19 protein-coding genes are annotated in these 23588 nt (G+C 44.3%); 7 read left to right on the plus strand and 12 right to left on the minus strand.

The window, feature by feature from the left end:
- Positions 1-200: 200 nt before the first annotated feature.
- Together OCU28_RS06585 and OCU28_RS06590 are read left to right on the plus strand one after the other, a co-directional pair.
- A complete protein-coding gene (locus OCU28_RS06585; RefSeq protein ID WP_261815422.1) occupies positions 201-1466 on the plus strand; it encodes an NRAMP family divalent metal transporter in 1266 nt (421 codons plus the stop codon).
- 137 nt (positions 1467-1603) lie between these two features.
- A complete protein-coding gene (locus OCU28_RS06590; protein ID WP_261815423.1) occupies positions 1604-2572 on the plus strand; it encodes an AEC family transporter in 969 nt (322 codons plus the stop codon).
- Positions 2573-2664: 92 nt separating this feature from the next.
- Here the strand turns inward: OCU28_RS06590 and OCU28_RS06595 are convergent, their stop codons facing one another.
- The 3 genes from OCU28_RS06595 to OCU28_RS06605 all read right to left on the minus strand — a co-directional run bounded on the left by OCU28_RS06595 (position 2665) and on the right by OCU28_RS06605 (position 6632).
- Positions 2665-4560, minus strand: a complete 1896-nt coding sequence (locus tag OCU28_RS06595) for a TRAP transporter permease (RefSeq protein WP_261815424.1) — start codon at positions 4558-4560, stop codon at positions 2665-2667.
- A gap of 76 nt (positions 4561-4636) precedes the next feature.
- The gene (locus OCU28_RS06600) at positions 4637-5563 is read right to left on the minus strand and encodes a TAXI family TRAP transporter solute-binding subunit (protein ID WP_261815425.1); all 927 of its coding nucleotides are present in this window, start codon (positions 5561-5563) and stop codon (positions 4637-4639) included.
- Between the two features lie 148 nt (positions 5564-5711).
- Positions 5712-6632: a LysR family transcriptional regulator gene (locus OCU28_RS06605; protein WP_261815426.1), complete on the minus strand. Its 921-nt coding sequence runs from the start codon at positions 6630-6632 to the stop codon at positions 5712-5714.
- Positions 6633-6744: 112 nt separating this feature from the next.
- On the opposite strand from OCU28_RS06605, the gene OCU28_RS06610 reads away from it, so the two are divergent.
- Entirely contained in the window at positions 6745-7392 is a 648-nt protein-coding gene (locus OCU28_RS06610) for an SDR family oxidoreductase (protein WP_261815427.1), read from the plus strand.
- Between the two features lie 156 nt (positions 7393-7548).
- Here the strand turns inward: OCU28_RS06610 and artM are convergent, their stop codons facing one another.
- The 5 genes from artM to OCU28_RS06635 form a co-directional block, all read right to left on the minus strand.
- Complete coding sequence (artM, locus tag OCU28_RS06615) at positions 7549-8220, minus strand: arginine ABC transporter permease ArtM (protein WP_261815428.1); 672 nt, start codon at positions 8218-8220, stop codon at positions 7549-7551.
- On the minus strand, positions 8217-8906 hold the full coding sequence (artQ, locus tag OCU28_RS06620; RefSeq protein ID WP_261815429.1) for an arginine ABC transporter permease ArtQ: 690 nt from the start codon (positions 8904-8906) through the stop codon (positions 8217-8219). Before artQ ends, artM begins: the two co-directional genes overlap by 4 nt.
- 1 nt (position 8907) lies before the next feature.
- Complete coding sequence (locus OCU28_RS06625) at positions 8908-9642, minus strand: arginine ABC transporter substrate-binding protein (protein WP_261815430.1); 735 nt, start codon at positions 9640-9642, stop codon at positions 8908-8910.
- Between the two features lie 58 nt (positions 9643-9700).
- A complete protein-coding gene (gene artP, locus OCU28_RS06630) occupies positions 9701-10429 on the minus strand; it encodes an arginine ABC transporter ATP-binding protein ArtP (protein WP_261815431.1) in 729 nt (242 codons plus the stop codon).
- A 185-nt stretch (positions 10430-10614) separates the two neighbouring features.
- A complete protein-coding gene (locus tag OCU28_RS06635) occupies positions 10615-11052 on the minus strand; it encodes a DUF3859 domain-containing protein (RefSeq protein WP_261815432.1) in 438 nt (145 codons plus the stop codon).
- Between the two features lie 725 nt (positions 11053-11777).
- On the opposite strand from OCU28_RS06635, the gene tnaA reads away from it, so the two are divergent.
- The 3 genes from tnaA to OCU28_RS06650 all read left to right on the plus strand — a co-directional run bounded on the left by tnaA (position 11778) and on the right by OCU28_RS06650 (position 17431).
- Entirely contained in the window at positions 11778-13244 is a 1467-nt protein-coding gene (tnaA, locus tag OCU28_RS06640) for a tryptophanase (protein WP_261815433.1), read from the plus strand.
- Between the two features lie 121 nt (positions 13245-13365).
- Positions 13366-14580 (plus strand): aromatic amino acid transporter, encoded by a 1215-nt coding sequence (locus OCU28_RS06645; protein WP_261815434.1) that lies wholly within the window; start codon positions 13366-13368, stop codon positions 14578-14580.
- A gap of 1525 nt (positions 14581-16105) precedes the next feature.
- A complete protein-coding gene (locus tag OCU28_RS06650) occupies positions 16106-17431 on the plus strand; it encodes a heavy metal translocating P-type ATPase (RefSeq protein ID WP_261815435.1) in 1326 nt (441 codons plus the stop codon).
- Between the two features lie 50 nt (positions 17432-17481).
- Here the strand turns inward: OCU28_RS06650 and OCU28_RS06655 are convergent, their stop codons facing one another.
- Together OCU28_RS06655 and OCU28_RS06660 are read right to left on the minus strand one after the other, a co-directional pair.
- The gene (locus OCU28_RS06655; RefSeq protein ID WP_261815436.1) at positions 17482-18513 is read right to left on the minus strand and encodes an HlyD family secretion protein; all 1032 of its coding nucleotides are present in this window, start codon (positions 18511-18513) and stop codon (positions 17482-17484) included.
- Complete coding sequence (locus OCU28_RS06660; RefSeq protein WP_261815437.1) at positions 18513-18974, minus strand: magnesium transporter; 462 nt, start codon at positions 18972-18974, stop codon at positions 18513-18515. The genes OCU28_RS06655 and OCU28_RS06660 overlap by 1 nt, the downstream gene beginning before the upstream one ends.
- A gap of 292 nt (positions 18975-19266) precedes the next feature.
- Between OCU28_RS06660 and OCU28_RS06665 the strand changes: the two genes are divergently transcribed.
- Positions 19267-20967, plus strand: a complete 1701-nt coding sequence (locus OCU28_RS06665; protein WP_261815438.1) for an RluA family pseudouridine synthase — start codon at positions 19267-19269, stop codon at positions 20965-20967.
- Here OCU28_RS06665 and recQ read toward each other — a convergent pair.
- Positions 20964-23132 (minus strand): DNA helicase RecQ, encoded by a 2169-nt coding sequence (gene recQ / locus OCU28_RS06670; RefSeq protein ID WP_261815439.1) that lies wholly within the window; start codon positions 23130-23132, stop codon positions 20964-20966. The two genes, OCU28_RS06665 and recQ, sit on opposite strands and share 4 nt — an antisense overlap.
- Positions 23133-23215: 83 nt before the next feature.
- On the minus strand, positions 23216-23581 hold the full coding sequence (locus OCU28_RS06675; protein ID WP_261815440.1) for a rhodanese-like domain-containing protein: 366 nt from the start codon (positions 23579-23581) through the stop codon (positions 23216-23218).
- Between the last annotated feature and the right edge of the window lie 7 nt (positions 23582-23588).

The raw sequence follows: 23588 nt of genomic DNA on the forward strand, positions 1-23588 counted from the left end.
TTAGCCTTATGTTCTAACTAATATACTCATTATAAAACCTGTGAGCTACTCACAGGTAAAGCATAATCTAAAATCAGGTGCATAAATCAGCAATCAGAGAATAATTTTTACAAAGCATTCAGAACATGTACATCTAAGTTGACATGCGTGAGATATGTGATATTTGTATATTCTTACTAAAAGTCATGGATAAGCAAGACATGGAACAGACCTTAGAACCTCAACAACAATCACGCGTAAAGAATTTATTACACTCATTGGGTCCCGGTATAACATCTGCTGCGGCAGCGGTTGGTGGCTCTCATTTAGTCGCCTCGACTAAAGCGGGTGCGATTTACGGTTGGCAATTGGTCGTGCTTATCTTGCTAGTAAACCTTTTTAAATATCCATTTTTTAGAGCTGGCGTGCAATATACGATGGGAACCAAGACTAGCTTAGTTGAAGGTTACGCCAAATTAGGTCGACCATATCTTGGATTATTTACCGGCTTAAGCGTTATCGCCTCAGTGGTGAGCACGGCTGCACTATTAATGTTCAGTGCAAGCCTACTCAAATACTTTATTCCGTTCGATCTTTCGATGATCACGTTAAGTATTATTGTACTTGTCACCTGTTTAGCAATTCTATTTGTGGGACACTACAAAGCACTCAATAACTTATCGAAAGCCATTATGGCTGTGCTAACAGTTGCGACGTTAATCGCACTTGCAATAGCCATTGGCAAACCTGCTCCTGTGCAACCGGATTTTGTATCCACCTCTCCTTGGACGCTTGCTGGTATTGGCTTTATTGTTGTGACTATGGGCTGGATGCCAGCTCCAATTGAGATATCTAGCTTTAGCTCTATGTGGCTAAAGAGTCAATGTAAAGACCAAAAAGTGACGGCGAAATCTGCACTATTTGACTTTAATGTGGGCTATATTGGAACGGCGTTGCTTGCGATTGTGTTCTTATCTCTGGGCGCGTTACTAATGCATGGAACTGGGATCAAATTGCAGACATCTGGGGTGGGTTTCTCCCATCAATTAGTAAACCTCTACGCAAGCACTATCGGTGAGTGGTCTCGCTACCTAATCGCGGTTATCGCATTCTTCTGCATCTTTGGCAGCACTATCACAGTGATCGATGGTTATGCCCGCGTGTTAAGTGAATCTCAACGTCTACTGAGCCATAAAAAAACCACCTCTGCTACCACTACCCGAATTTGGATGGCAGGTATTTCGATTGCGGCACTAGGTATTATTCTATTTTTAGCTAAATCATTGCTACCTATGCTTAATTTCGCAATGACACTGGCGTTTATTACCACGCCGTTCTTCGCATTGTTAAATTACATTTTGGTCAGCAAGGCATCATTGCCTAAAGAGCTCGCTGTTGGTCCTAAATTGAAAGCCCTATCTATTGTGGGTTTGATTTACTTGTTTGGCTTCCTTGCAGTATTCATCTGGTGGAAATGGTTTATGTAACCTCTCCTAAAAAGCACAACACCTATATCTAGCTCCGCATTAGCGGAGCTTTTGCTTTTTATGGACATTTTTTTGCCAAGTAATGCCAGTCGTGGCAAAATTGCCGCGCCCAATTGTATTACTTAACCTGGATCACTATGGAACTTCTTAATCAACTGTTATTTTCTATATCAGTCACCGGCCCAATTTGCTTGATCCTGATAATGGGTGTCGTTCTAATGCGCACTGGTGTTATCAATGATAACTTTATTCAAAGTGCTTCAAACCTTGTATTCAAAGTAACTTTGCCAGCGATGCTGTTTCTTAGCCTAGTAGAATCTAAGCATGACTTATCCACCAGCCTGTCACTCGTCAGCTTTGCCGTAGCCAGTAATATTTTATATTACCTATTCTGCGTTGTGGTTGTAGGGCTAATAATGAAACACCACGCCGATAAGGGTGTGGTTATACAAGGTGGGTTTCGTTCTAACACTGGCATTATTGCATTAGCTTATGTAGCAAACTTGTACGGTACACAAGGCTTGGCGACTGCGGCAATCTATGTTGCAGCCTCAACCCTGCTTTATAACGTACTATCGGTTATCTGCCTGACTCCGAAAAACGGCGCCTCACCCAATGGCAAAGCGCCGAGTGCACTAAAATCGATGACCAAAAGCATTACCAAGAACCCGCTTATCATCTCAATTATTGCGGGTATCCTTTATTCCAAGCTAGGACTTCCTATTCCGAAAGTCGCCTCTGATGCGGGGCATTACTTTGCCAATATGACACTGCCGTTAGCACTACTGTGCACCGGCGGCTCCCTTGATTTGAAATCTCTACGAAAAGATACCACTCCAACCGTACTTGCCAGCACCTTGAAGCTTGTTTTAATGCCAGTAATATGTGTATTTTTCGCGTATTTGTTAGGATTCAAGGGACAATCTTTAGGGATAATCTTTTTTATGAGCGGTGCACCTGCCGCAGCCGCAAGCTATATCATGGCAAGAGCGATGGGCGGCAATGCCACCTTAGCGGCAAATATTATTGCCTTGACTACCCTCGCCTCGGTTGTGACCACAACCATTGGTTTGATTATATTAAACAGCCTAAACCTGCTTTATTAACCCCTAAAAACTACGCGCAGTAATGCCTTATAGCTAGATAGCTTAAAGGAGCACTGCGCGTATATATCAACGCGTTAAGCCTGCTTTATGAGTTAAGCCACCACTCTTTGTGAACGTAATTGCAGCAAAAATATTCCCAGTACCAATGCCCCGCCCAGTAAACCGAGATTAAATGGATTAAGCAGTAATAATGGAATTGATATACAGGCAATTATCCGCTCTACACGATTTAAAGCCTTAATAAAGTACCCTTCAATCGCAATTGCTATTGCAATGATGATAGCGAGTGTCTGCAAAACAGAGATCAGCACCAGCAGTATCCCATCTTGATTATTCACTATATTGGTATAAGCCATCATAATCGGGATAATAAACAGTCCACCCGCCAATTTAAATGCCTCAACAGACGAGCGCATCGGGTTGGCATTCGCCACGCCAGCCCCAGCAAATGCGGCCAAAGCGATAGGCGGGGTCACATTCGAGGTTTGCGACAACCAAAACACAATCAGGTGTGCGGTAAGGATAGGTAAACCAAAGTCACTGAGCATAGGCACCGCCATTACCGCTAATACGATATACGCCGCCGTAACCGGAAGTCCCATGCCTAGAATTAATGCTACAACACTTATCAGCCCTAATGCGATAAGCATGTGTCCACCAGAAAAGTCCATGACAAACTGAGTAAACTGCAGTCCGATCCCTGTTTGCCCTACTACGCCAACAATAATCCCCGCCGCGCCACAAGCAGCTGAAATGGGTAGAGCCAAAAGCGCACCGTTCTTCATCCCTAATAAAAACTGGGAAAAATTGATTCGGCTATGTTTACGCATCATAGCCACCACCAAGATGGCGGCGCAACCTGCAACGCCAACCAGTAATGGAGAGTATGCCATCATCAATAAGGTCGTAATTAGCACCAAAGGGATGAGGTGATGCGCGCCGTGCTTCATCACCTCAATGACTGCTTCGGTGCGGCTTACTGCTTGCAAGTTAAGCTTACATGCCATCAGATGGACATAAAAAAGGGTGCAGAAAAAATAAAGGATTGCCGGCGCAATCGAAGCAAACATGATGTCGCTATAGGGTACTCCGGTGAACTGCGCCATAACAAACGCGCCTGCCCCCATAATAGGCGGCATTATCTGTCCACCTGTTGACGCCGCAGCTTCTATGCCTGCCGCTTGCTCGGGTTTATAGCCCAACTTTTTCATCATAGGGATTGTAATCGAGCCAGTAGTCACCGTATTTGCGATTGCAGAACCCGAGATTGATCCTAATCCAGCGGATGCAAGCACCGCCGCTTTCGCCGGCCCGCCTCGATATTTCCCCGCGATCGAAAATGCAAGATCGATGAAGAACTTTCCTGCCCCTGTCACCTCTAAAAAGGCGCCAAACAGCACAAATATAAATACCGTAGTAGCTGCAATTCCCAATGCCGAGCCAAATACACCATTGGCGGAAAATATCTGAAATTGAATCAGTTCTTGCAAACTATATGCTTTGATTGCGAACGCACTTGGTAGTAAATCACCAAACATTGAATAGCTAAGAAACAACAATGCGATTAACACCATCACCAAACCTACGGTGCGACGGCATCCTTCCAAAAGCAATACAAGTAGCGCGATTCCTGCCGCCATATCTAAACTAGATAAGCCATAAAAAAGGTAATTAATATCGTTGTAGTCAAATACCGTCATACGATACCCAGCCAATACAACTAAAACGCACAGCAGTAAATCAAAAACTCTACCTGCTATATAAAATCGGCTATGAAGGTTACTGACCAACGGATAATGCATGAAAATCAGCACTAGAACCCAACACAAATGAACCGGGCGAAAATAGGTAGCGGAGATTGTAGAGGTGATACCCTGCCAAATCTGGAATACCGACAGTGCAACAGCAACAATCAGCACGATATACCCCAATAGCTTGGTTAACCTTTGAAAAGGCAGGTTTGAATTATTTTCAGTGACAACATCCATAAAGATACTCTGATTTTGGGCCTAGAAAGCAAAAGAGCAAGCCACGTCATCAGTAGCTTGCTCTTGGTTTAATAGATTACTTGATTGAATCTAGATATTTTTTAGCTCCAGGATGCAAAGGAACGCCTTGTAGGCGCTGTGCATTCTCTGGCGTTGTCATTTCAGCCATCTTAACGACTTTGCGAACTTCAGGCATATTTTCATACGCCGCCTTCGTTAAGTTGTACGCCATATCCTCGGACATGCTGGCGTTGACTACCAATACATTCCACACACTTAAGGTTGAGACCTCACCTACATTGTTATAAACACCTGCTGGAATATCAAAAGCGCTATAAGCTGGGTGTTGCTTTATAAAAGCTTGGCTCTGTGCATCACTAATCGAGAGCACCTTAATTTTATGAGTTAACGCGACCTGCGTCACCGCGCCAACCCCCTGGCCGCCAACAATAAAACCAGCGTCTATCTGACCGTTAGCAAGTGCATTGGTTGTCTCTGAATAATTGAGGTACACGGCAGTAATGTCTTTTTTAACATCCAGACCAATAGACTCAAGTAAAGCCGCAGACGTTACCGCTGTTCCACTGCCCGGAGCTCCCAAAGAGATGCGCTTACCTTTTAGATCATCTAGGCTATTAATTCCCGACTTCTCAAGAGTTAAGGTATGAACAAGGTTTGGGTATAAGGCAAACAAGGTATTCACTGGCATTTTCTTCGGGAATTTACCTTCACCTTTGTAGGCATCAAGCACTACATTGCCCATTGCGATACCCGCAATCATATCACCACGTACAACCTTGATTGTATTTTCAACCGAAGCCGCAGTTACCTCAGCTTTAGCATTAACATCAGGTACATGTTCACTCCATACCTTCGCCAACGCGCCACCAAATGGATAGTAGATACCACTTTGGCCACCAGTACCAATTGAGTAATTCGCCGCACCAGCAACAAATGGCAGCATAGCCAGTATGGCGCCTAGTAGTTTACGTTTGAGCATCATCTTCTCCTTGATATACACAGTTATGATTATTCAAGTTAAGGATACTGCTCTACTACTATTCGTCCATTTCACTCAATCATAAATGTGAACGAGCTGTAACAAATGAGCCACATATGTGAAATGCAACGCACTACGCGACCATTTCCCCTTATAGTACTTCGCGGTGTTCAAACGCAGAAACAAAGAAATCAATCAGTAAGCTGATACGCTTTGGTTGATGGAGTCGACTGGCGTAGATAAGATTTAAGTCAGCACTATCTAGATTTAGGTGATTAAAGTTCACCTTGTGGTCAGCAAGTACCGGTACTAAGTTGCCCACTTTTAAGTCGTGGGCAACATCAAGGCTAGATTTAAGAGCGATTCCTTGTCCATTAACCGCCCAATACCGAATAACCTCACCATCATCAGACAACATCGCAGGCTCAACGGTTATTGAATGCTGTTGTTGAGTACTGCGAAAATACCAATGTTTAAGGGCTTCATTATTACGCATCATCACCAAACAGCGATGTTCGGACAATTCTACAGGGCTTTGTAATGTAGCGTGTTTACTCAAGTAGCTAGGGGATGCTACCAATAAACGATGGTTTTTAGCTAAGCGACGACTAATTAGTGAACTGTCTGGCAAGTCTCCGTAACGAATTATCAGGTCCATTCCCGCTTCAGTAACATTAAACAGGTGGTCGTGAAAATTAAGTTGCGGGGTAATATTTGGATAGCGATTACAAAATTCAGACAACATGGGCAGTAAGATTTGCTTGGCTACATCCTTAGGTGCACTGATTTTGATGATGCCACTTACCTCATCCGATTGATGAGTTAATACGTTTTCCAGCTCCACTACTTGATCAAGTATATGCTGACACTGACGGTAGTACTCAGCACCAGAATCGGTTAAAGATATATGGCGGGTTGTACGCTGTAGCAGTTTTACGCCATAACGTTCTTCTATCGCTTTTAAGCGCATGGTTACGGTCGCCGCTGACAAGCTCATTTCTTTTGCTGCCCCCGCTAAAGAGCGGTTGTCTACGATAGAAATAAACAGCTGCATATCCTGAAGCTTATCCATAAACTCTCATTATTTGTAAAAACCAAACAGTTAATTAATATTTTGAGTAATTATTAAAATTAGTTCAAGCAATATAATTACTGCATACCTTAATAATGAAAAGATCTTTACTATGAATACATTCGTAATCGTTGGCGGCACATCAGGCATTGGTAAATCACTAGCAGACACCTTATTAACCCAAGGTCACACCGTTCATGTTGCGAGTCGTCGTACTGGGCTTAATATCCAAGACCCGCAGTCAATCTCTCAATTCTTTAAAACTGTAGGTAACTTTGACCATCTAGTTATAACCGCGGGCTCATTTGCTCCTAGCGGAAAAGTTGAAGACCTTGATCTTAGTGCTGCTAGTGACGCCTTTGATACTAAGTTTTGGGGGAGCATTCGATTGGTACAGCAAGCTGTCCCATACCTTAAGGGGTCAATCACCCTAACCTCAGGAATGCTCTCAAGAAAGGTGGTCGCCAGTACCTTAGTAAAAACCGCCGCAAACGCCGCTCTAGAGGCGAGTGCTAAGATACTTGCCAAAGAACTTGCTCCTATTCGTGTCAACGTAGTAAGTCCGGGGCTAACTGCAACAGAGGCGTATTCTACTATGGATGAACAAGCGCGTAGCGATATGTTTATTGTGGCTGGAAAAAGCCTGCCTGTCGGACGCGTTGCAACGCCGCAGGATTTAGTTGCCGGTTACCTTCTCGCAATCGAAAACCCTGTCATTACCGGTTCGGTTATTGATATTAACGGTGGTGCACTGCTGTAACCCAACAAGCAAGATGGCCCTATTCAACGCGACTGGCTATACACTGTTGCGACATTTTAGGCAAAAAAAGGCCAGCATTTAAATCTGCTGGCCTTTGTTAGTTTATACCTATCACACTAAGTAAATGATTCGTTACTTACTGCTATTGGCATTGCATTAACGAGCATTTTCAAACGCCAAAGCCCTGCGCTCTATGTAGCGGAATAATATGGTTAACAAACCATTGACCGCCAAATAAAACAATCCAGCAACCCCAAACACCGTCAATGTGTCATAGGTTTGTGCATTAATTCGCTGGGCATAGCCCATAACATCCATAATCGTAATGGTACTAGCCAAAGAGGTACCTTTAAATACTAGGATCACCTCATTGGAATATGCGGGTATAGCACGACGAATAGCAAATGGAAGCAACACCCTTAGGCTTGCCGTCATATTCATGCCTAATGCTCGGCACGCCTGCCACTGCCCTGACGGGATGGCATTAAATGCGCCTTTAAATAGCTGGGTACTATAAGCGGCAGTATTAAGCGCTAAGGCTAACATTGCGCAAAACCATGGCTGGCTCAACCATTGCCATACAAAGCTAGAATGTATAGATTCAAACTGACCAGGCCCATAATAGATCAAAAAAATCTGGACTAATAAAGGCGTTCCAGTGAAAAGCGTAATCACACCCCGGCTAACCCAATGCAATATTGGCGTTCTTAAGATCAAGGTCAAGGTCATCAACAAGGCAAGAATACAGCCCACGATAAGGGCGACAAACGTTAAGTGTAAGCTTGTCCCTAAGCCATCTAACATCTGCCAAAAATGTTGTGAGGTCATGCTTTCGCTCCTGCACTCATAGAGGCTTCTTGAACTGAGAAGCGACGTTCAATCACTTTTACTAACTTTTGGGTCAAAATAGTAATAACTAGATAAATAACAGCGGCAGTGGCATACCAAGTAAAGGCTTGGTGAGTACTTGCTGAAGTCAATTGCGCCTGCTTCATCAAATCCGTTACCCCGATCAACGACACCAAAGCGGTATCTTTTAATAATACCAGCCACTGATTCATCAACCCCGGCATTGCATGGCGCACAGCTTGAGGTAATACAATTCTGACGAAGGTACGCGTTTTACTCAAACCAAGGGCGTTCGCCGCCTCTCTTTGACCATTAGGTACAGCTTTGAGTGCTCCCCTAATTGTTTGCGAAGCATAAGAAGCAAATATAAGGCCTAGCGCTATAACACCTGATATAAATGGACTGATGTCTACAAAGTCCCCAGTTATCATAAAAATAACTTGGGTAGACCCAAAGAAGATGAATAGAACAACTAATAATTCAGGTAAGCCACGGATGATTGTAACAAACAACACCGTTGGCCATGCTAGCCACTTTTGGCGAGACATTTCACCGCACGCAAACAATACTGCTAAAATTAAACCGACACATAAACTAACAAAAGCAAGCTGGACAGTAGTCCAGCTTGCTTGTGCAAGAGAAGCGGAGTAACCCGTTAATCCCATATTACTTACCAAAGTACTTTTCAAAAATGGCTTTGTATTCGCCGTTCTCTTTCACTGTTTTTAGAGCAGCATTAAGCTGTTCAACAAGAGCTTGGTTGTCTTTATTTACCGCGATACCGAAGCCATTGCCAAAATATTTTTTGTTAGTCACAGCGTCACCAACATAGCTAAGCTTGTCGTTCTTCTTGAACCATTCAGCTACAACTGCTGTATCACCAAATACTGAGTCAATACGACCATTTTGCATGTCAATAAATGCATCTTGGTAGCTAGAATAAGGTACAGCAGTCACACCCGGAAGTTGCTCTAATAGATATGCTTGGTGAGTAGACCCATTTTGAACGCCTACACGTTTGCCTTTAAGCGCAGCTTGATCAGCTACTTTACCTTTGATAGCTACAAAGGCCGCTGAGTTATCATAGTAAGGATTGGTAAAACTTACTTGCTCTTGACGAGATTCAGTAATATCGATACCAGAAATAGCCGCGTCATAGCGCTTGAATTTAAGTGCAGGAATCAGGCTATCAAATGACTGATTATGGAAAGTACATTTTGCATCAATTTGCTTACATAATGCATTCGCTAGATCAACATCAAAACCTTGGATTTCATTGTTTGCGTCAACATATTCAAACGGAGCGTAAGTCGCTTCCATTGCAAATTTAATCTCTTGTTGGGCTGCCATAGCGTGGGCTGAGGTTAGACCGATAAGTGATGCTAATAGGATTTTTTTCATTAGTATATCTCCAAAACTGCGCTGCCTAAAAATATGTCAGCGTCTTTAGGCGTAAAAATTAGTGAGTAAGATAGTCAGCAAAGGCTTGAGTCGTGGGCTTGGTAAACACTTCATTAGTGCCATTTTCAACCACCTTACCCTGCTCAAGATACAAAACATGGCTTGCGATTTTACGAGCAAAATCGACTTCGTGAGTCACAACAACTTGAGTGATGCCAGTATCGCTAAGATCATTTATAACCTTCACTACTTGAGAGGTTATCTCAGGGTCTAGCGCAGCTGTTGGTTCATCAAACAACAGTACGTCGGGCTTCATCATCAATGCACGAGCAATGGCCACGCGTTGTTGCTGGCCACCCGACAGTTGCAATGGCCACGCATCCGTTTTATCAGCCAGCTGTAACATCTCAAGGATCTTAATCGCTTCTTGCTTTGCAGATGCCTTAGACATGCCCGCAACTCGCACTGGTGCTTCAATTAAATTTTCCATAACCGTCATATGTGGCCATAGGTTGTATTGCTGAAATACCATCCCGACTTTCTTACGCAGAAGTAAGCCTTCTTTTTCAGTCAACCCTTTGGAAAAATCAAACGACATATCAGCAACATTGAGATTGCCATCTTCAGCTGTTTCTAAAAGATTCAGGATTCTCAGTAATGAACTCTTACCCGCACCACTAGGGCCGAGTAAAACTAAGGTATCACCTTTCTCACACTTGAAAGTTACATCGTGCAATACCTGTGTGTCACCATAGAACTTATTAACTTGATTAACCTGAATACTCATGCGTAAAAATTGCCTTAACTCTTATAGGAGTGCATAGTACCAATATTGCTTTGTTATGCAAATAAAATGTATAAAAAGTTAGTCAGTTTTCAAGAGTTAGTCTACAAGCACTTAAGACCAGTGGCATATCGCTCAATAATCAATCACTTGCTTATTAATTCAGCCAGCGTGAGTTAAACCCCCCCTTAATAACCACGAGCTTTCCAAAACTGCGCCTCATCACGCGACACCACCTTAAAGCTTTTTTCAGCAACCACCCTTCCGTGCATCTCTAGAGTCATACGCCACTCTCCAAGGTTGCTTTCCAATCCCCCATCATCATTTAGTAATTGAATGGTGTCTCCTAGATAAAAGTTCCAATCATTACTACGCACATAAATGTCACCATCGAACGGCTGTAAAACCTTGCCCTGCTTATTAATTATCCCAGGGTGATAAATACAGTAGTTCAACAATGCACCTCTCGCCTTCTTGATATTGACGCTAAAGCCAAACTCCACGCCTTCATCGGCTGGAATCGTGGTAGTAAATTCAGTGATCTTAGGTAGGTTCTTAGAATCGGCATCCCAGTGAGAATAGATACCGTAGGATGTCATTTCGATAATTGGAGTGCGTTTTGCCACAAGTTCGGCTCTCTATAGTGATATAGCAGTAGATAATACTGCAAGCGAGCGACAACATTAAGCACTTGCCGTACCTATCTCACTCATTTTTCGCCCTTATCTTATGCCCCCCCCAAATAACTCTCTAGCAAACTCCATTTCATTCATATTTCAATGAAACTATGCTCGTAATTGCATAATTCATATCTAATTAACAAAAAAACTCCTGAATTATTCAAATTATATTCAATCTTATACTTTGAATATATAAATTGATTAAGATCAATCGATCTTTGTCATATCCCACTTTATTTAACACATCTGTAAATTTATGTTACTGAGTTCTCAATTCATATTTTGGTGTAATGACATATGACACCAATTATATATACTCGCCTCAGTTGATTAATTAAATAATAAATTCAAATCAACTGGGCATTAAAGATTTTAAGTAGGTAAACTATGAACACATTCAACAGTATTTGGGTTACTACAGACTACAAAATCGCTTTCTCATTCCCTTCGAGATAGCCCTATTTCTCGTACTATCGCTATGTATCGCTGTATCTAAATGAAATACTCCAGTTATTTTGGGAACATTCATTAGAACTGCTTTATTTATAGTAAATAAAAAATAAATTACATCCTAATTATTTATTTAGGATGCAATATTCTATAAATAAATTTCTACACTTATATATTAATAATAAAAGTAAGTTAGAAATAATTAAATTGAGTAAATTATAATGCAAAACTTCAAACACCTACCAGAACCATTCCGTATTCGTGTTGTTGAGCCAGTAAAACGCACAACAGCTGAATACCGTGAACAAGCTATTCTTAAAGCGGGCATGAACCCATTCCTACTAGATAGTGAAGATGTATTTATTGACCTGCTAACCGACAGCGGTACCGGTGCTATCACTCAAGAAATGCAAGCTGCAATGCTGCGTGGTGATGAAGCATATAGCGGCAGTCGTAGTTACTACGCACTCGCTAACGCTGTAAAAGACATTTTTGGCTATGACCTAACTATTCCGACTCACCAAGGTCGCGGCGCTGAACAAATTTATATCCCAGTTCTAATTAAAAAACGCGAAAAAGAGAAAGGTCTAGACCGTTCAAAAATGGTCGCTCTATCTAACTATTTCTTTGACACAACTCAAGGTCACACACAGGTTAACTGCTGTGTAGCGAAAAACGTATATACCGAAGATGCATTCGATACCTCTGTAAACGCTGACTTTAAGGGTAACTTTGACCTAGATAAGCTTGAAGAAGCCATTATCGAAGCCGGAGCTGCGAATGTTCCATATATCGTCAGTACAATTACTTGTAACTCCGCAGGTGGCCAGCCCGTGTCTATCGCTAACTTAAAAGCGGTATACGAGATTGCGCAAAAATATGACATACCAGTAATCATGGATTCAGCGCGCTATGCGGAGAATGCCTATTTCGTTCAGCAACGTGAACCAGGCTATCAAGACTGGACTATCGAAGAGATCACTCGCGAATCTTATAAATACGCTGATGGCCTTGCAATGTCAGCTAAGAAAGATGCAATGGTTCAAATGGGTGGCCTATTGTGTTTTAAAGATGACTCATTCATGGATGTATACACTGATTGCCGTACCCTATGTGTGGTTCAAGAAGGCTTCCCTACCTATGGTGGCTTAGAAGGTGGCGCGATGGAGCGTCTGGCGGTTGGTCTATACGACGGCATGCGTCAAGAGTGGTTAGCATACCGTATCAACCAAATTCAATACCTAGTAGATGGCTTAGAAGCAATTGGTGTAGTTTGCCAACAAGCGGGTGGGCATGCAGCCTTTGTTGATGCTGGAAAACTACTTCCACATATCCCAGCAGAGCAATTCCCAGCACACGCATTAGCATGTGAACTGTATAAAGTTGCCGGTATTCGCGCAGTTGAAATTGGTTCACTTCTATTGGGGCGTGACCCAGCGACAGGTAAACAACACCCATGTCCTGCCGAACTGCTTCGTTTAACCATTCCGCGTGCTACTTATACTCAAACCCATATGGATTTTGTTATTGAGGCATTTGAAAAAGTAAAAGCAAATGCAGCAAACGTAAAAGGATTGGATTTCACTTATGAGCCTGAAGTATTGCGTCACTTCACGGCAAGGCTTCAAGAGGTTACCCCTACAACAAATAAAAAAATCGAAAAAGAACTAGTGCTCGAAGAAGCATAATTACTTTGAGGCGCATTCATAATTGATTGCGCCTTTTTTCTCTAGCAATACAAAATAATAAAAGCAGAGAAATATAAGTAACAAACCCTATTCAAATAACGTGAAACAAAGGGAAATAATAATGAAAAAGAATCCATCTCTAATAGGTGGTGCCTGTATCATTGCTAGTGTCTGTGTGGGCGCAGGAATGTTAGGTCTACCAAGTGCTGGCGCTGGTGCATGGACTATGTGGTCTATGTTAGCTATCGCATTAACTATGGTTGTAATGACAATATCTGGTTGGATGCTATTAGAAGCATTTAAAAACTACGACTTAAAAGTATCTTTTGACACCGTAACCAAGGACTTATTAGGCGACAAAGTTAATCTTCTAAATAATATTACCGTTTATTTTGTTGGCGGTATTTTATTATATGCTTATATCACTTCTTCCGGTCTTATATTACAAGATATACTCAATATCGACGCCAAAATCGCATCTATACTCTTTGTTCTTGTCTTCTCTGCGTTTGTTTGGCACTCCACTAGAGCCGTTGACCGAATTTCGGTGATACTGATTACCTTTATGGTTTTGAGTTTTGTATTCGGTGTCTCTGGACTGGCGGTAAAAGTAGATATGTCAGTGCTATTTGACACGATCAGTGAAGAAGTCGCTTATGCCCCTTACGCGATGGCAATGCTACCTGTTGCTTTAACCTCATTTGGTTATCACCACTCCGTGTCATCAATGCGCGCCTATTACGGTGAAGAGAACAAAGCGAAGCAAGCCATTCTTGGTGGCACCGTTATCGCTTTGGCGCTGTATTTCTTATGGCTATTTAGTATTTTCGGTAACCTTCCAAGAACCGACTTTGGTCCGGTAATTGAGCAAGGCGGAAACGTCGATGCGCTATTAACTGCTCTAGGTTCTGTGATTGAATCAGAGCGTGTATCCAACGCTATCAACACCTTTTCAATGGCTGCGATTCTATCTTCATTCATTGGTGTAGGTTTAGGGGTGTTCGATTTCTTGGCTGATTTCTTCAAATTTGAAGACTCCAAGCAAGGCCGCACAAAAACATGGCTAGTCACATTCTTGCCGCCGCTAGTGCTATCACTTCTATTCCCATTTGGCTTTGTTATTGCCATTGGTTATGCCGGCGCAGCTGCAACGGTATGGGCATGTATTATCCCTGCACTGTTAGCGAAAAAAACTCGTGAAGCTAAAACAGGAAACGGCGGTTTTGTCGCCCCTGGCGGCCAAGCTATGATTACCGTGGTTATATCGTTTGGTGTGATGACCGCACTATTCCACGTCCTTTCTATGACTGGAACCCTGCCAACCTTCGTTGGTTAATTCTTTTTCAATAATACAATCAAGCGAGCCTTTTATAGGCTCGCTTATTTACGTTTATATATAGGAAAAACATGACAGCTCTACTCTATAGATAGACAGTCTTAGTTATCTCGTTTTTGTTAAGAAGGGGTTAGGCGCTGGGTTCTAGGCTCTACAACCGTACTCCCCGTCATCCCGGTGGTGTTTTAAGCCGGGGTCTTTGGGTACTCGGGGGTTGGTTTGAAATCGTGACCAATGATTGAGATCTGAGTGTCTACAGATCCCCGCCTGCGCGGGGAAGACGTTGGTGGGGCGTGGCGGTGAGTGGATGTAGCTATGTATCGATGTGGCGATGTAATACGATCTTAGACCGTGATATGACCCCAGAACCGAGGTTCTGGGGTCTGGGTTCTACAACCGTTCCCCTCGTCACCCCGGTGGTGTTTTAAGCCGGGGTCTTTGGGTACTCGGGGGTTGGTTTGAGGTCGTGACCAATAATGGAGGTCTGAGTGTCTACAGATCCCCGCCTGCGCGGGGAAGACGATGGTGGGGCGTGGCGGTGAGTGGATGTGGCGATGTAGCGATGTAATACGATCTTAGACCTTGATATCACCGCTGAACCTAGACCCTGAGTTCTAGAGCCGCTCCCCCCGTCACCCCAGTGGTGTTTTAAGCCGGGATCTTTGGATACTCGGGGGGTTGGTTTGAATTCGTGACCAATAATGGAGGTCTGAGTATCTACAGATCCCCGCCTGCGCGGGGAAGACGTTGATGGGGCGTGGCGGTGAGTAGATGTTGCGATGTTGCGATGTTGCGATGTTGCGATGTAATACGATCTTAGACCGTGATATCACCGCAGAACCTAGACCCTGAGTTCTAGAGCCGCTCCCCCCGTCACCCCGGTGGTGTTTTAAGCCGGGGTCTTTGGATACTCGGGGATTGGTTTGAAACAGTGACCAATGATTGAGATCTGAGTGTCTACAGCTCCCCGCCTGCGCGGGGAAGACGTTGGTGGGGCGTGGCGGTGAGTGGATGTATCGGTGTGGCGATGTGGCGATGTGGCGATGTAATACTACCTTAGACCGTGATATGACCTCAGAACCTAGGCATAGGCTCTAGAGCCGCTCCCCCGTCACCCCGGTGGTGTTTTAAGCCGGGGTCTTTGGTTACTCGGGGGTTGGTTTGAAACAGTGACCAATGATTGAGATCTGAGTGTCTACAGCTCCCCGCCTGCGCGGGGAAGACGTTGGTGGGGCGTGGCGGTGAGTGGATGTTGCGATGTTGCGATGTAATACGATCTTAGACCGTGATATCACCGCAGAACCTAGACCCTGAGTTCTAGAGCCGCTCCCCCCATCACCCCGGTGGTGTTTTAAGCCGGGGTCTTTGGATACTCGGGGATTGGTTTGAAACAGTGACCAATGATTGAGATCTGAGTGTCTACAGCTCCCCGCCTGCGCGGGGAAGACGTTGGTGGGGCGTAGCGGTGAGTGGATGTGGCGATGTGGCGATGTATCGATGTGGCGATGTAATACTACCTTAGACCGTGATAGTTCGTCGTGAAGCAGGAGCGGTAGTTTACTCTGGCACCTCTGTTTATGAGGGTACGGTTCAGGTTCAGGTTGAAAAAGTAGGTAGCGAGGCGACCACTGCACAAATTGCCAAGCTTATTTACGACTCGCTAAGTGAGAAGAGTGAGATTCAGCAAGTTACCCAAGATATGGCTAATCGTCGGGTTAAAATCACCTTAGGGATCGGTGCCGCAGTCTTCGCTTTAACCCAAGATCTCAATCGCGTTGCCTCTGTGTTTCTAGTTGATTATTCATGCGCACTTAAGCTCAGCACGCCTGTAACCTTTAAGTCGATCATGTATCGCGCTGCGTCACAAGGCATCCTATTTAAGGGTGGCAGTGCCATTGAAAAACTGGTCAACGTCGATACCTGCGTGTTTGATAAAACCGGAACCCTTACCTACGGCAATATGGAAGTCACAGACGTGATTCCGCTATGCGCGACCAACTCAGCTAAAGATCTGTTAGCAATGGCAGCATCGATTGAGGAACATAGTAATCACCCTCTTTCACAAGCTGTCGTTAATGCCGCAACACAACACGATCTGCCGCATATTGATCACGGAGAGGTAGAATACGTTATTGCCCACGGTTTACGAACTACCCTAAATAGTGGTCAAATCGTAATGGGAAGTCGCCACTTCCTTGAAGAGCATGAGGATGTCGACTTCTCTAATGATGAACAGACCATTCAAGAGTACGAGGCCCTTGGTCGGCACCTGATCTTTGTCTCCTTTAATGGGAAATTGATTGGTATGCTTGGTTTGAGAGATCATCTGCGTGAAGATGCTATTGAAACTCTGGCATCATTAAGAGATCTCGGTATCAATGAGCTAATAATGATCACCGGTGATAGCCAGTTTAAAGCCAGTATTTTAGGTGAAGAGCTAAAACTTGATCGCGTGTTCGCCGAAGCGGTTCCTTCAGCAAAATCATCCATCGTTGAATCGCTGCAAGCTGAAGGTAAAAAAGTGATGTTCGTCGGAGACGGCGTGAATGATGCGCCGGCTTTAACTGCTGCCGATGTAGGCGTAGCCATGTCTCAAGGTACAGAGTTGGCCCGACAAGTCGCAGATGTGGTTCTGCTGCATGACACCTTATCAGCCGTTGCTCAAGCAAGAGAGCTTTCTGATATTGCGATGAAGGTTATCAACTCAAATATCAAAGCTGCCGAGTACATTAACAGTGGCATCATGCTCGCCGCCGCACTTGGGTATCTGAGTCCAGCAATGAGCGCCCTACTGCACAATGGTACAACGCTGTCTATTCTTGGACGCTCCGCAGCATTGAGACATATATAAACAAATAGCCACTAATTGATATTAGTGGCTATTTTTTATCAGGGATTTCACTACAAAGCGCTAAGGTAAGCCTTCAATGATTTTAGCCTAACCGTTGCCCCACCAATGATATCCATAAACCCTAGAATTGGGTGCGGTTTGGTTGCTGAGATCCACGCAGAACCGGTTGCGCCAACGGGAATGTTGTAGCCTTGTGGCTCTTCAAATTCAATAATTACAGTTCGTCCATGCGCTCCAGCATTGTTCGCAACATGTTGCGTCACATTCTGCGCACCATTTTTCACTGATACCGTCGCCTCACCAGTACCGCTGGTAATGCTGTGTACCTTGCCTCTAAATACCTCACCCGGATGGGAGTTAACATAAAACTCAGCAAACTGACCCGCTTTGATGTAGCGGTAAGTCTGATCACTGACACGCATTTCCATAAACTTCTTGCTGGTATCATAGATGTGCATGTTACCTGTGCGAGTCCCCTTAGAGATATTTACTACACCAATCTGGCCGTCAAATGGTGCCACGACTTGGTTCATCTCGTTCTGCCATTGGCTCTCTGAGATCTGGGCTTTGATAGTAACAATCTCAGCACGTAATTCTGACAAATGCGAATAACCTTGCTCGATGCTATTTTTCACATCATCACGTTCCGATTGACTGCTGTACTCTTTTAGCTTCATCAAGCGCACCATGGTTGTTTCATCGGTTTTGATCTGGGTTTTAGTTGCCGAGATCTGATGATTGATGGCTTGTATCTGAGCTTTTAAACCCTTAATTTCTTCAACTGAGTCGGTTGCCTCTAGGGTATAAAGTAATTCACCTTTCTCAACTATCTGGTTGTGATTGACCAGCACGCTTTCTACTTTTTGTCCCACCAGTGGACTCAATACAGCATGAGGCGCCTTTACGGTACTGCTATCTGTTAAATCCACCGGCGCCCAAAAGCGGCTTACGGTAAACAGGGTCATGGCTAAAAAAGCGCCAAATGCGGTAATCATAGTGGCATTGCGTAGGTTCCATTTTATGACTCCGGCCTTAACCAAAATCCACATAATGAACACATAGGGAAGCATGATCTCTTTCATTATTTAGACTCCTTCACTGACATGTTGCCGTTTTTTACACCACGACTAATCACACCACTTAACGAATTTCCAATAATGTCCCAACGCGTGAACGCAATGACAATCGCTAATACCCACCAAGTTTTACTGATAAACAGGCCACACAAAGACAACGCAAACACCACATTGGTATGTGCACTGTTGCGATGTTCGCTCTCGTGGACTGCAACCTCATGTAATTGCCATAGCAAATAAGCAACGTAGGCAAAAATTGAGATGGTTACAACGAAGATGATACCCATGAAAACTTCAGAATTGAGCAGTTTTATGATGGAAGGGTTGCCATCAACAAATTCGCTCGCTGGCATGGATTTGCCGTGAATGTTAGATAACGTCGAGAAAAATAGTGAGGTTGCAGCCGCCGCGCTCAGCACAGCAATTGCCTTTGTTAGCCACTTTACAACACCGAACAGTCTTTTCATTACTTACTCTCTCTAGTTAGGCATAATACTAATAAGTCTTGTAGCGACTACGCATATGGCACTCTAACTTCACACCGTGTTTGCCATCTCCCTATTTCGTAATCTCCACCACATAGTGACGATAATAAATTTCTATGATTACCTCCAATCATTCGCTGTCATACCTGATATGCATGAAAGGTATATTGTGTAAAATGACGCGGTTAGGTGGCAGATAAGCCAAGGATTCAATACAATCTGCCCATTGGTTCTATATCTCGCCTCCATCTCATATTAAAGGTACAACGACCCCATGAGCATCGACCCGCTTTTCACCCAGTTTGAGCCATCTGTTACCTCGCTACCGATGCCGCAAAAGTTTACCTTTCCTTTCTATTATGAGCCGCACCCACTGACGATCATCGCATGCGATCTACTGCAAAAAAAACTGAGTTCAAACAGTCGATTTAATGAACTGTTTGGCCTACAACCCGATCAAAGCCTAAATACAGAAAAAGGCTCCACTGTGAGTGGGAAAATGTTTGGGGTGTTGATAGTAAAAAATAGCGCGGGAGAGCTCGGATTTATCAGTGCTTTCTCCGGCAAGATAGATGATAGCAATCACCATCAAGGCTTCGTACCACCGGTGTACGATATGCTAGAAAATGATGGTTTTTTTAGAGCTGAACTAGAAAAGGTTAACCGGATTTCGACACAGCTAAAAATCTATATCAGCACCTCTGATATTAACGAGCTTAAGCAGCAACTCTGCGAACTCATTGAGCAACAATCATCTCAAATAAAACATATGCAAGCTGAGATAGCTGAAAGTAGAAAACTGCGTAAACAACAGCGCATCCAAGCACAACAGTCGTTAAGTGCAGATGAGTATCAACAGATTGAGAAGAAACTGGCTCAGCACAGTGTGGCGCAAAAGAATCAGTTAAAATGGCTCAAACAGCAGTGGGCAGATAAGCAGGTAGTGCTGACTGATGAAATCACTCACATTGAGCAAATTATCACCGACTTGAAATCTCAACGCGCAATGCAGTCTAATCAACTTCAGCACAAGATTTTTTCGCATTACTCTTTCTTGAATGCAAAGGGTGAACGTCAAGATTTAAACCAAATCTTCGCCCAAACTGCCTACAAAGTGCCACCCGCAGGTGCGGGCGAGTGTGCTGCGCCCAAGTTAATGCAATACGCCTATCTCAATGGCTACACACCAATTGCCATGGCCGAGTTTTGGTGGGGCCGTGCACCACAATCTGAAGTTCGTCAGCACCAACAGTTTTATCCATCGTGTATGAGTAAATGCCATCCTATCTTATCGCACATGCTACAAGGATTAGCAGTAGACCCAAATCCACTACTAGAGAATCCAGCCCAAGATAAGCCGTTACCCATCATCTATGAAGATCAGCATATTGTGGTAGTAAATAAGCCAGAAGGGTTTCTTTCTGTACCTGGCCGACATATTCAAGATTCAGCGCTTCACCGTATACAGCAGATGTATCCAGATGCAGAAGGTCCTTTTGCACTGCACCGCCTAGATATGGCAACCTCGGGTTTGTTGGTGTTTGCCTTAACCAAGCGTGCCAACAAATCACTGCAAAAACAGTTTATCTCGCGAGAGGTGAAAAAACGCTACGCGGCATTAATTGATGGCAAATTGCTACAGCAACAAGGCGATATTACTCTGCCTTTATGCGGCGACCCTTATGATAGGCCAAGACAGATGGTGTCGTTTACCGACGGTAAGCCTGCGCATACGCGCTATCAACTGCTCGAAAACCTTAATGGGCACAGCAAGGTCATGCTGTACCCAGAAACGGGCCGTACCCACCAACTTCGCGTACATTGTGCCCATGAGCAGGGGCTTAACATGCCTATTATTGGCGATACCTTATATGGCCGCAAAGACGCTAGACTATATCTGCACGCACAGCAGCTCAGTTTTACCCACCCTATCAGTAAAGAGTGGGTCACCTTTGAAGCGCAAATCCCATTTTAGGACTCGTTTGCCAGTGTTGCCAGCTGTTGCTGATAGGCAAAGTGACCTAGGATACAACGCAAGGTGCCGTAGTCATACTTAGCGTCAAAGTGCTCAAACAAGGGCTTTAGTTTGCCCTCGGAAAGAATATTTAGCTGCTTGATAACCGTATCCAATTGGTCTAAATCGAGTGGATCAATCTCTATCACTTGATGCAGTTGGCATGTTCCTAATTCTATTGCGGATGCTAGGTGGCTCATAACGGTATTGAGTGCTATGCCGCGCTCTTTTGCCACCTGTTCAGTATCATTCAACGATAAAAACAGCTCTAATGTCGTTTGCTCTGTCGCACTCAACATCGGACGCTGTTTTGGTTGTTGCGCCATCAACTCGATGATCGACTCACCATATTTAGTCACCTTGGCTTGACCAAAGCCTGAGATCTGAGCCAATTCATCCAGTGTTATGGGCCTCTTTAATGCAATATCTGCCAAACTCGCATCATGACAAATAACATAAGCTGGAACATTTTGCTCCTTAGCAAGGTCAGCGCGGAGTGCTCTGAGTTTCTCAAACACTTCGCTATCTTGAGCTGAAAGCGCAGAACTTTTTTTCGCAGCCGTGGACTTTTTCTTAGTGGCTTTGCGAAGCTCACGCAGCTCTATGGTTTGCTCCCCCTTAAGCACTGCGCGGCATTGCTCAGTTAGCCTAAGGTTGTTATACATACCCTCTACTGTCAGATAATTCATCGCAATTAACTGCCTAAATACGCCCTTCCACTGCTCTGCAGTAAGCTCAGTACCAATGCCAAATGTAGAGAGCGTATCGTGACCAAAGCGTTGAGTTTTATCATCACTTTTACCAAGCAGGACATTCACTAGATGGGTCACACCAAAGCGTTGACCTGAGCGATAAACGGTAGAAAGCGCCTTCTGCGCAGCCTCTGTACCATCCCAGGTTTTAGGCGGATTTAAGCAGTTGTCGCAATTGCCACACCCTTTTTCTAATGGTTCGCCAAAGTAGCCGAGTAAGGTTTGACGACGACAAGCGCTAAGCTCGCAATATCCTAACAATGAATTAAGCTTACCCACCTGCACTTGCTTATATTGTTGATTGCCATCAGAGTTTTCCACCATTTGCTTTTGCATCACCAGATCTTGCAAGCCATAAGCCATCCAAGCGTTGGCTGGCAAACCATCGCGCCCTGCTCGCCCTGTTTCTTGATAGTAAGACTCTATGCTTTTGGGCAGGCTAAGGTGCGCAACAAAACGGACATCGGGTTTATCTATCCCCATACCAAACGCAATCGTCGCCACTATGATGATGCCCTCTTCACGTAAGAAGCGCTGCTGATTCTGATTCTTTTGTTCAACGGACATACCGGCATGATAAGGCAATGCAACCCGCCCTTTATCTGACAGCCAGTTAGCGGTTTCCTCAACCTTCTTGCGTGATAGGCAATAAATCACCCCAGCATCTTGCGCATGGTTGGCCTCAATAAAGTCCCAAAGTTCATGCTTAGCATTGGCTTTTTCACTAACGTGATAACGGATATTGGGACGGTCAAAACTGTGTACAAATACCTTGGCATCAGCAAGATGAAGCTGGGCAATAATCTCTTGCTTGGTGCGCTCATCTGCGGTGGCAGTTAACGCGATACGCGGAATATTCGGGAATCTCTGCGGCAGAATAGATAATTTTTGGTACTCAGGTCGAAAATCGTGTCCCCACTGACTTACACAGTGCGCTTCATCAATGGCAAATAGCGATATACTCGATTGTTCAAGAAGATTAAGAGTACGCTCCAACAATAAACGCTCAGGTGAGACGTAAAGCAGTTGTATTTCGCCACTTAGCACTAAAGCTTCAACTTCCTGCTGCTCGTATTGATCTTGGGTTGAATTTAGAAAGGCGCACGCCACGCCAACTTGCCGCAACGCATCTACCTGATCTTTCATCAGTGCAATCAGTGGCGACACCACCACTCCTACGCCAGAGCGTACCATTGCAGGGATCTGATAACAGATGGATTTACCGCCACCGGTTGGCATCAAGGTCAGAACATCTTGCCCTTGTACCACACTCTCTACTATGGCTTGTTGCTGGTGACGAAAACTGTCGTAACCAAAAACTGAATTTAATACCTCGATTGGCTGAGGTTTATTGGCGTGCTCAAACTGACTCAATGCAAAACTTCCTAAGGGTTAATGAAACAAAGGATAGCGAAGAGTCAGTAATAAAGCAGTTGATAATAGTATGAAACACGCTCTTATTTAGAGTCTGGCTTCTCTGACAGCATCATTTGCAATCCGCCGCCATTATGCACGTGTTTGTACCCTTTGGTCAGCAATATCTGCTTTGCCTTTTGCGAGCGGCTACCACTGCGGCAATACACCACAATAGAAGCATCTTTAGCAATCGATGACAGATCGGCGTCAGATATCTGCGAAACAGGAATATTGAGCGCATGATTAACATGCCCAGTCTTGAACTCTTGCTCGGTTCTAACATCAATCACTACCGCGCCAGAGTCTATCCACTGCCATGCCTGCTGTGCACGCTCAGAAGCAAATGCCTGTGGCGCAACAATCAGACTAGCAGTCAGCACTGCCAAGGCCATGATTCTTTTAATCATTACGCTC

Origin of the sequence: Vibrio gallicus, from assembly GCF_024346875.1 — a bacterium.
Taxonomy (GTDB): domain Bacteria; phylum Pseudomonadota; class Gammaproteobacteria; order Enterobacterales; family Vibrionaceae; genus Vibrio; species Vibrio gallicus.

Coding starts and splice junctions, on each gene's coding strand:
- OCU28_RS06585 (WP_261815422.1), top strand. CDS start 201: ATGGAACAGACCTTAGAACCTCAACAACAATCACGCGTAAAGAATTTA.
- OCU28_RS06590 (WP_261815423.1), top strand. CDS start 1,604: ATGGAACTTCTTAATCAACTGTTATTTTCTATATCAGTCACCGGCCCA.
- OCU28_RS06595 (WP_261815424.1), bottom strand. CDS start 4,560: ATGGATGTTGTCACTGAAAATAATTCAAACCTGCCTTTTCAAAGGTTA.
- OCU28_RS06600 (WP_261815425.1), bottom strand. CDS start 5,563: ATGATGCTCAAACGTAAACTACTAGGCGCCATACTGGCTATGCTGCCA.
- OCU28_RS06605 (WP_261815426.1), bottom strand. CDS start 6,632: ATGGATAAGCTTCAGGATATGCAGCTGTTTATTTCTATCGTAGACAAC.
- OCU28_RS06610 (WP_261815427.1), top strand. CDS start 6,745: ATGAATACATTCGTAATCGTTGGCGGCACATCAGGCATTGGTAAATCA.
- artM (WP_261815428.1), bottom strand. CDS start 8,220: ATGACCTCACAACATTTTTGGCAGATGTTAGATGGCTTAGGGACAAGC.
- artQ (WP_261815429.1), bottom strand. CDS start 8,906: ATGGGATTAACGGGTTACTCCGCTTCTCTTGCACAAGCAAGCTGGACT.
- OCU28_RS06625 (WP_261815430.1), bottom strand. CDS start 9,642: ATGAAAAAAATCCTATTAGCATCACTTATCGGTCTAACCTCAGCCCAC.
- artP (WP_261815431.1), bottom strand. CDS start 10,429: ATGAGTATTCAGGTTAATCAAGTTAATAAGTTCTATGGTGACACACAG.
- tnaA (WP_261815433.1), top strand. CDS start 11,778: ATGCAAAACTTCAAACACCTACCAGAACCATTCCGTATTCGTGTTGTT.
- OCU28_RS06645 (WP_261815434.1), top strand. CDS start 13,366: ATGAAAAAGAATCCATCTCTAATAGGTGGTGCCTGTATCATTGCTAGT.
- OCU28_RS06655 (WP_261815436.1), bottom strand. CDS start 18,513: ATGAAAGAGATCATGCTTCCCTATGTGTTCATTATGTGGATTTTGGTT.
- OCU28_RS06660 (WP_261815437.1), bottom strand. CDS start 18,974: ATGAAAAGACTGTTCGGTGTTGTAAAGTGGCTAACAAAGGCAATTGCT.
- OCU28_RS06665 (WP_261815438.1), top strand. CDS start 19,267: ATGAGCATCGACCCGCTTTTCACCCAGTTTGAGCCATCTGTTACCTCG.
- OCU28_RS06675 (WP_261815440.1), bottom strand. CDS start 23,581: ATGATTAAAAGAATCATGGCCTTGGCAGTGCTGACTGCTAGTCTGATT.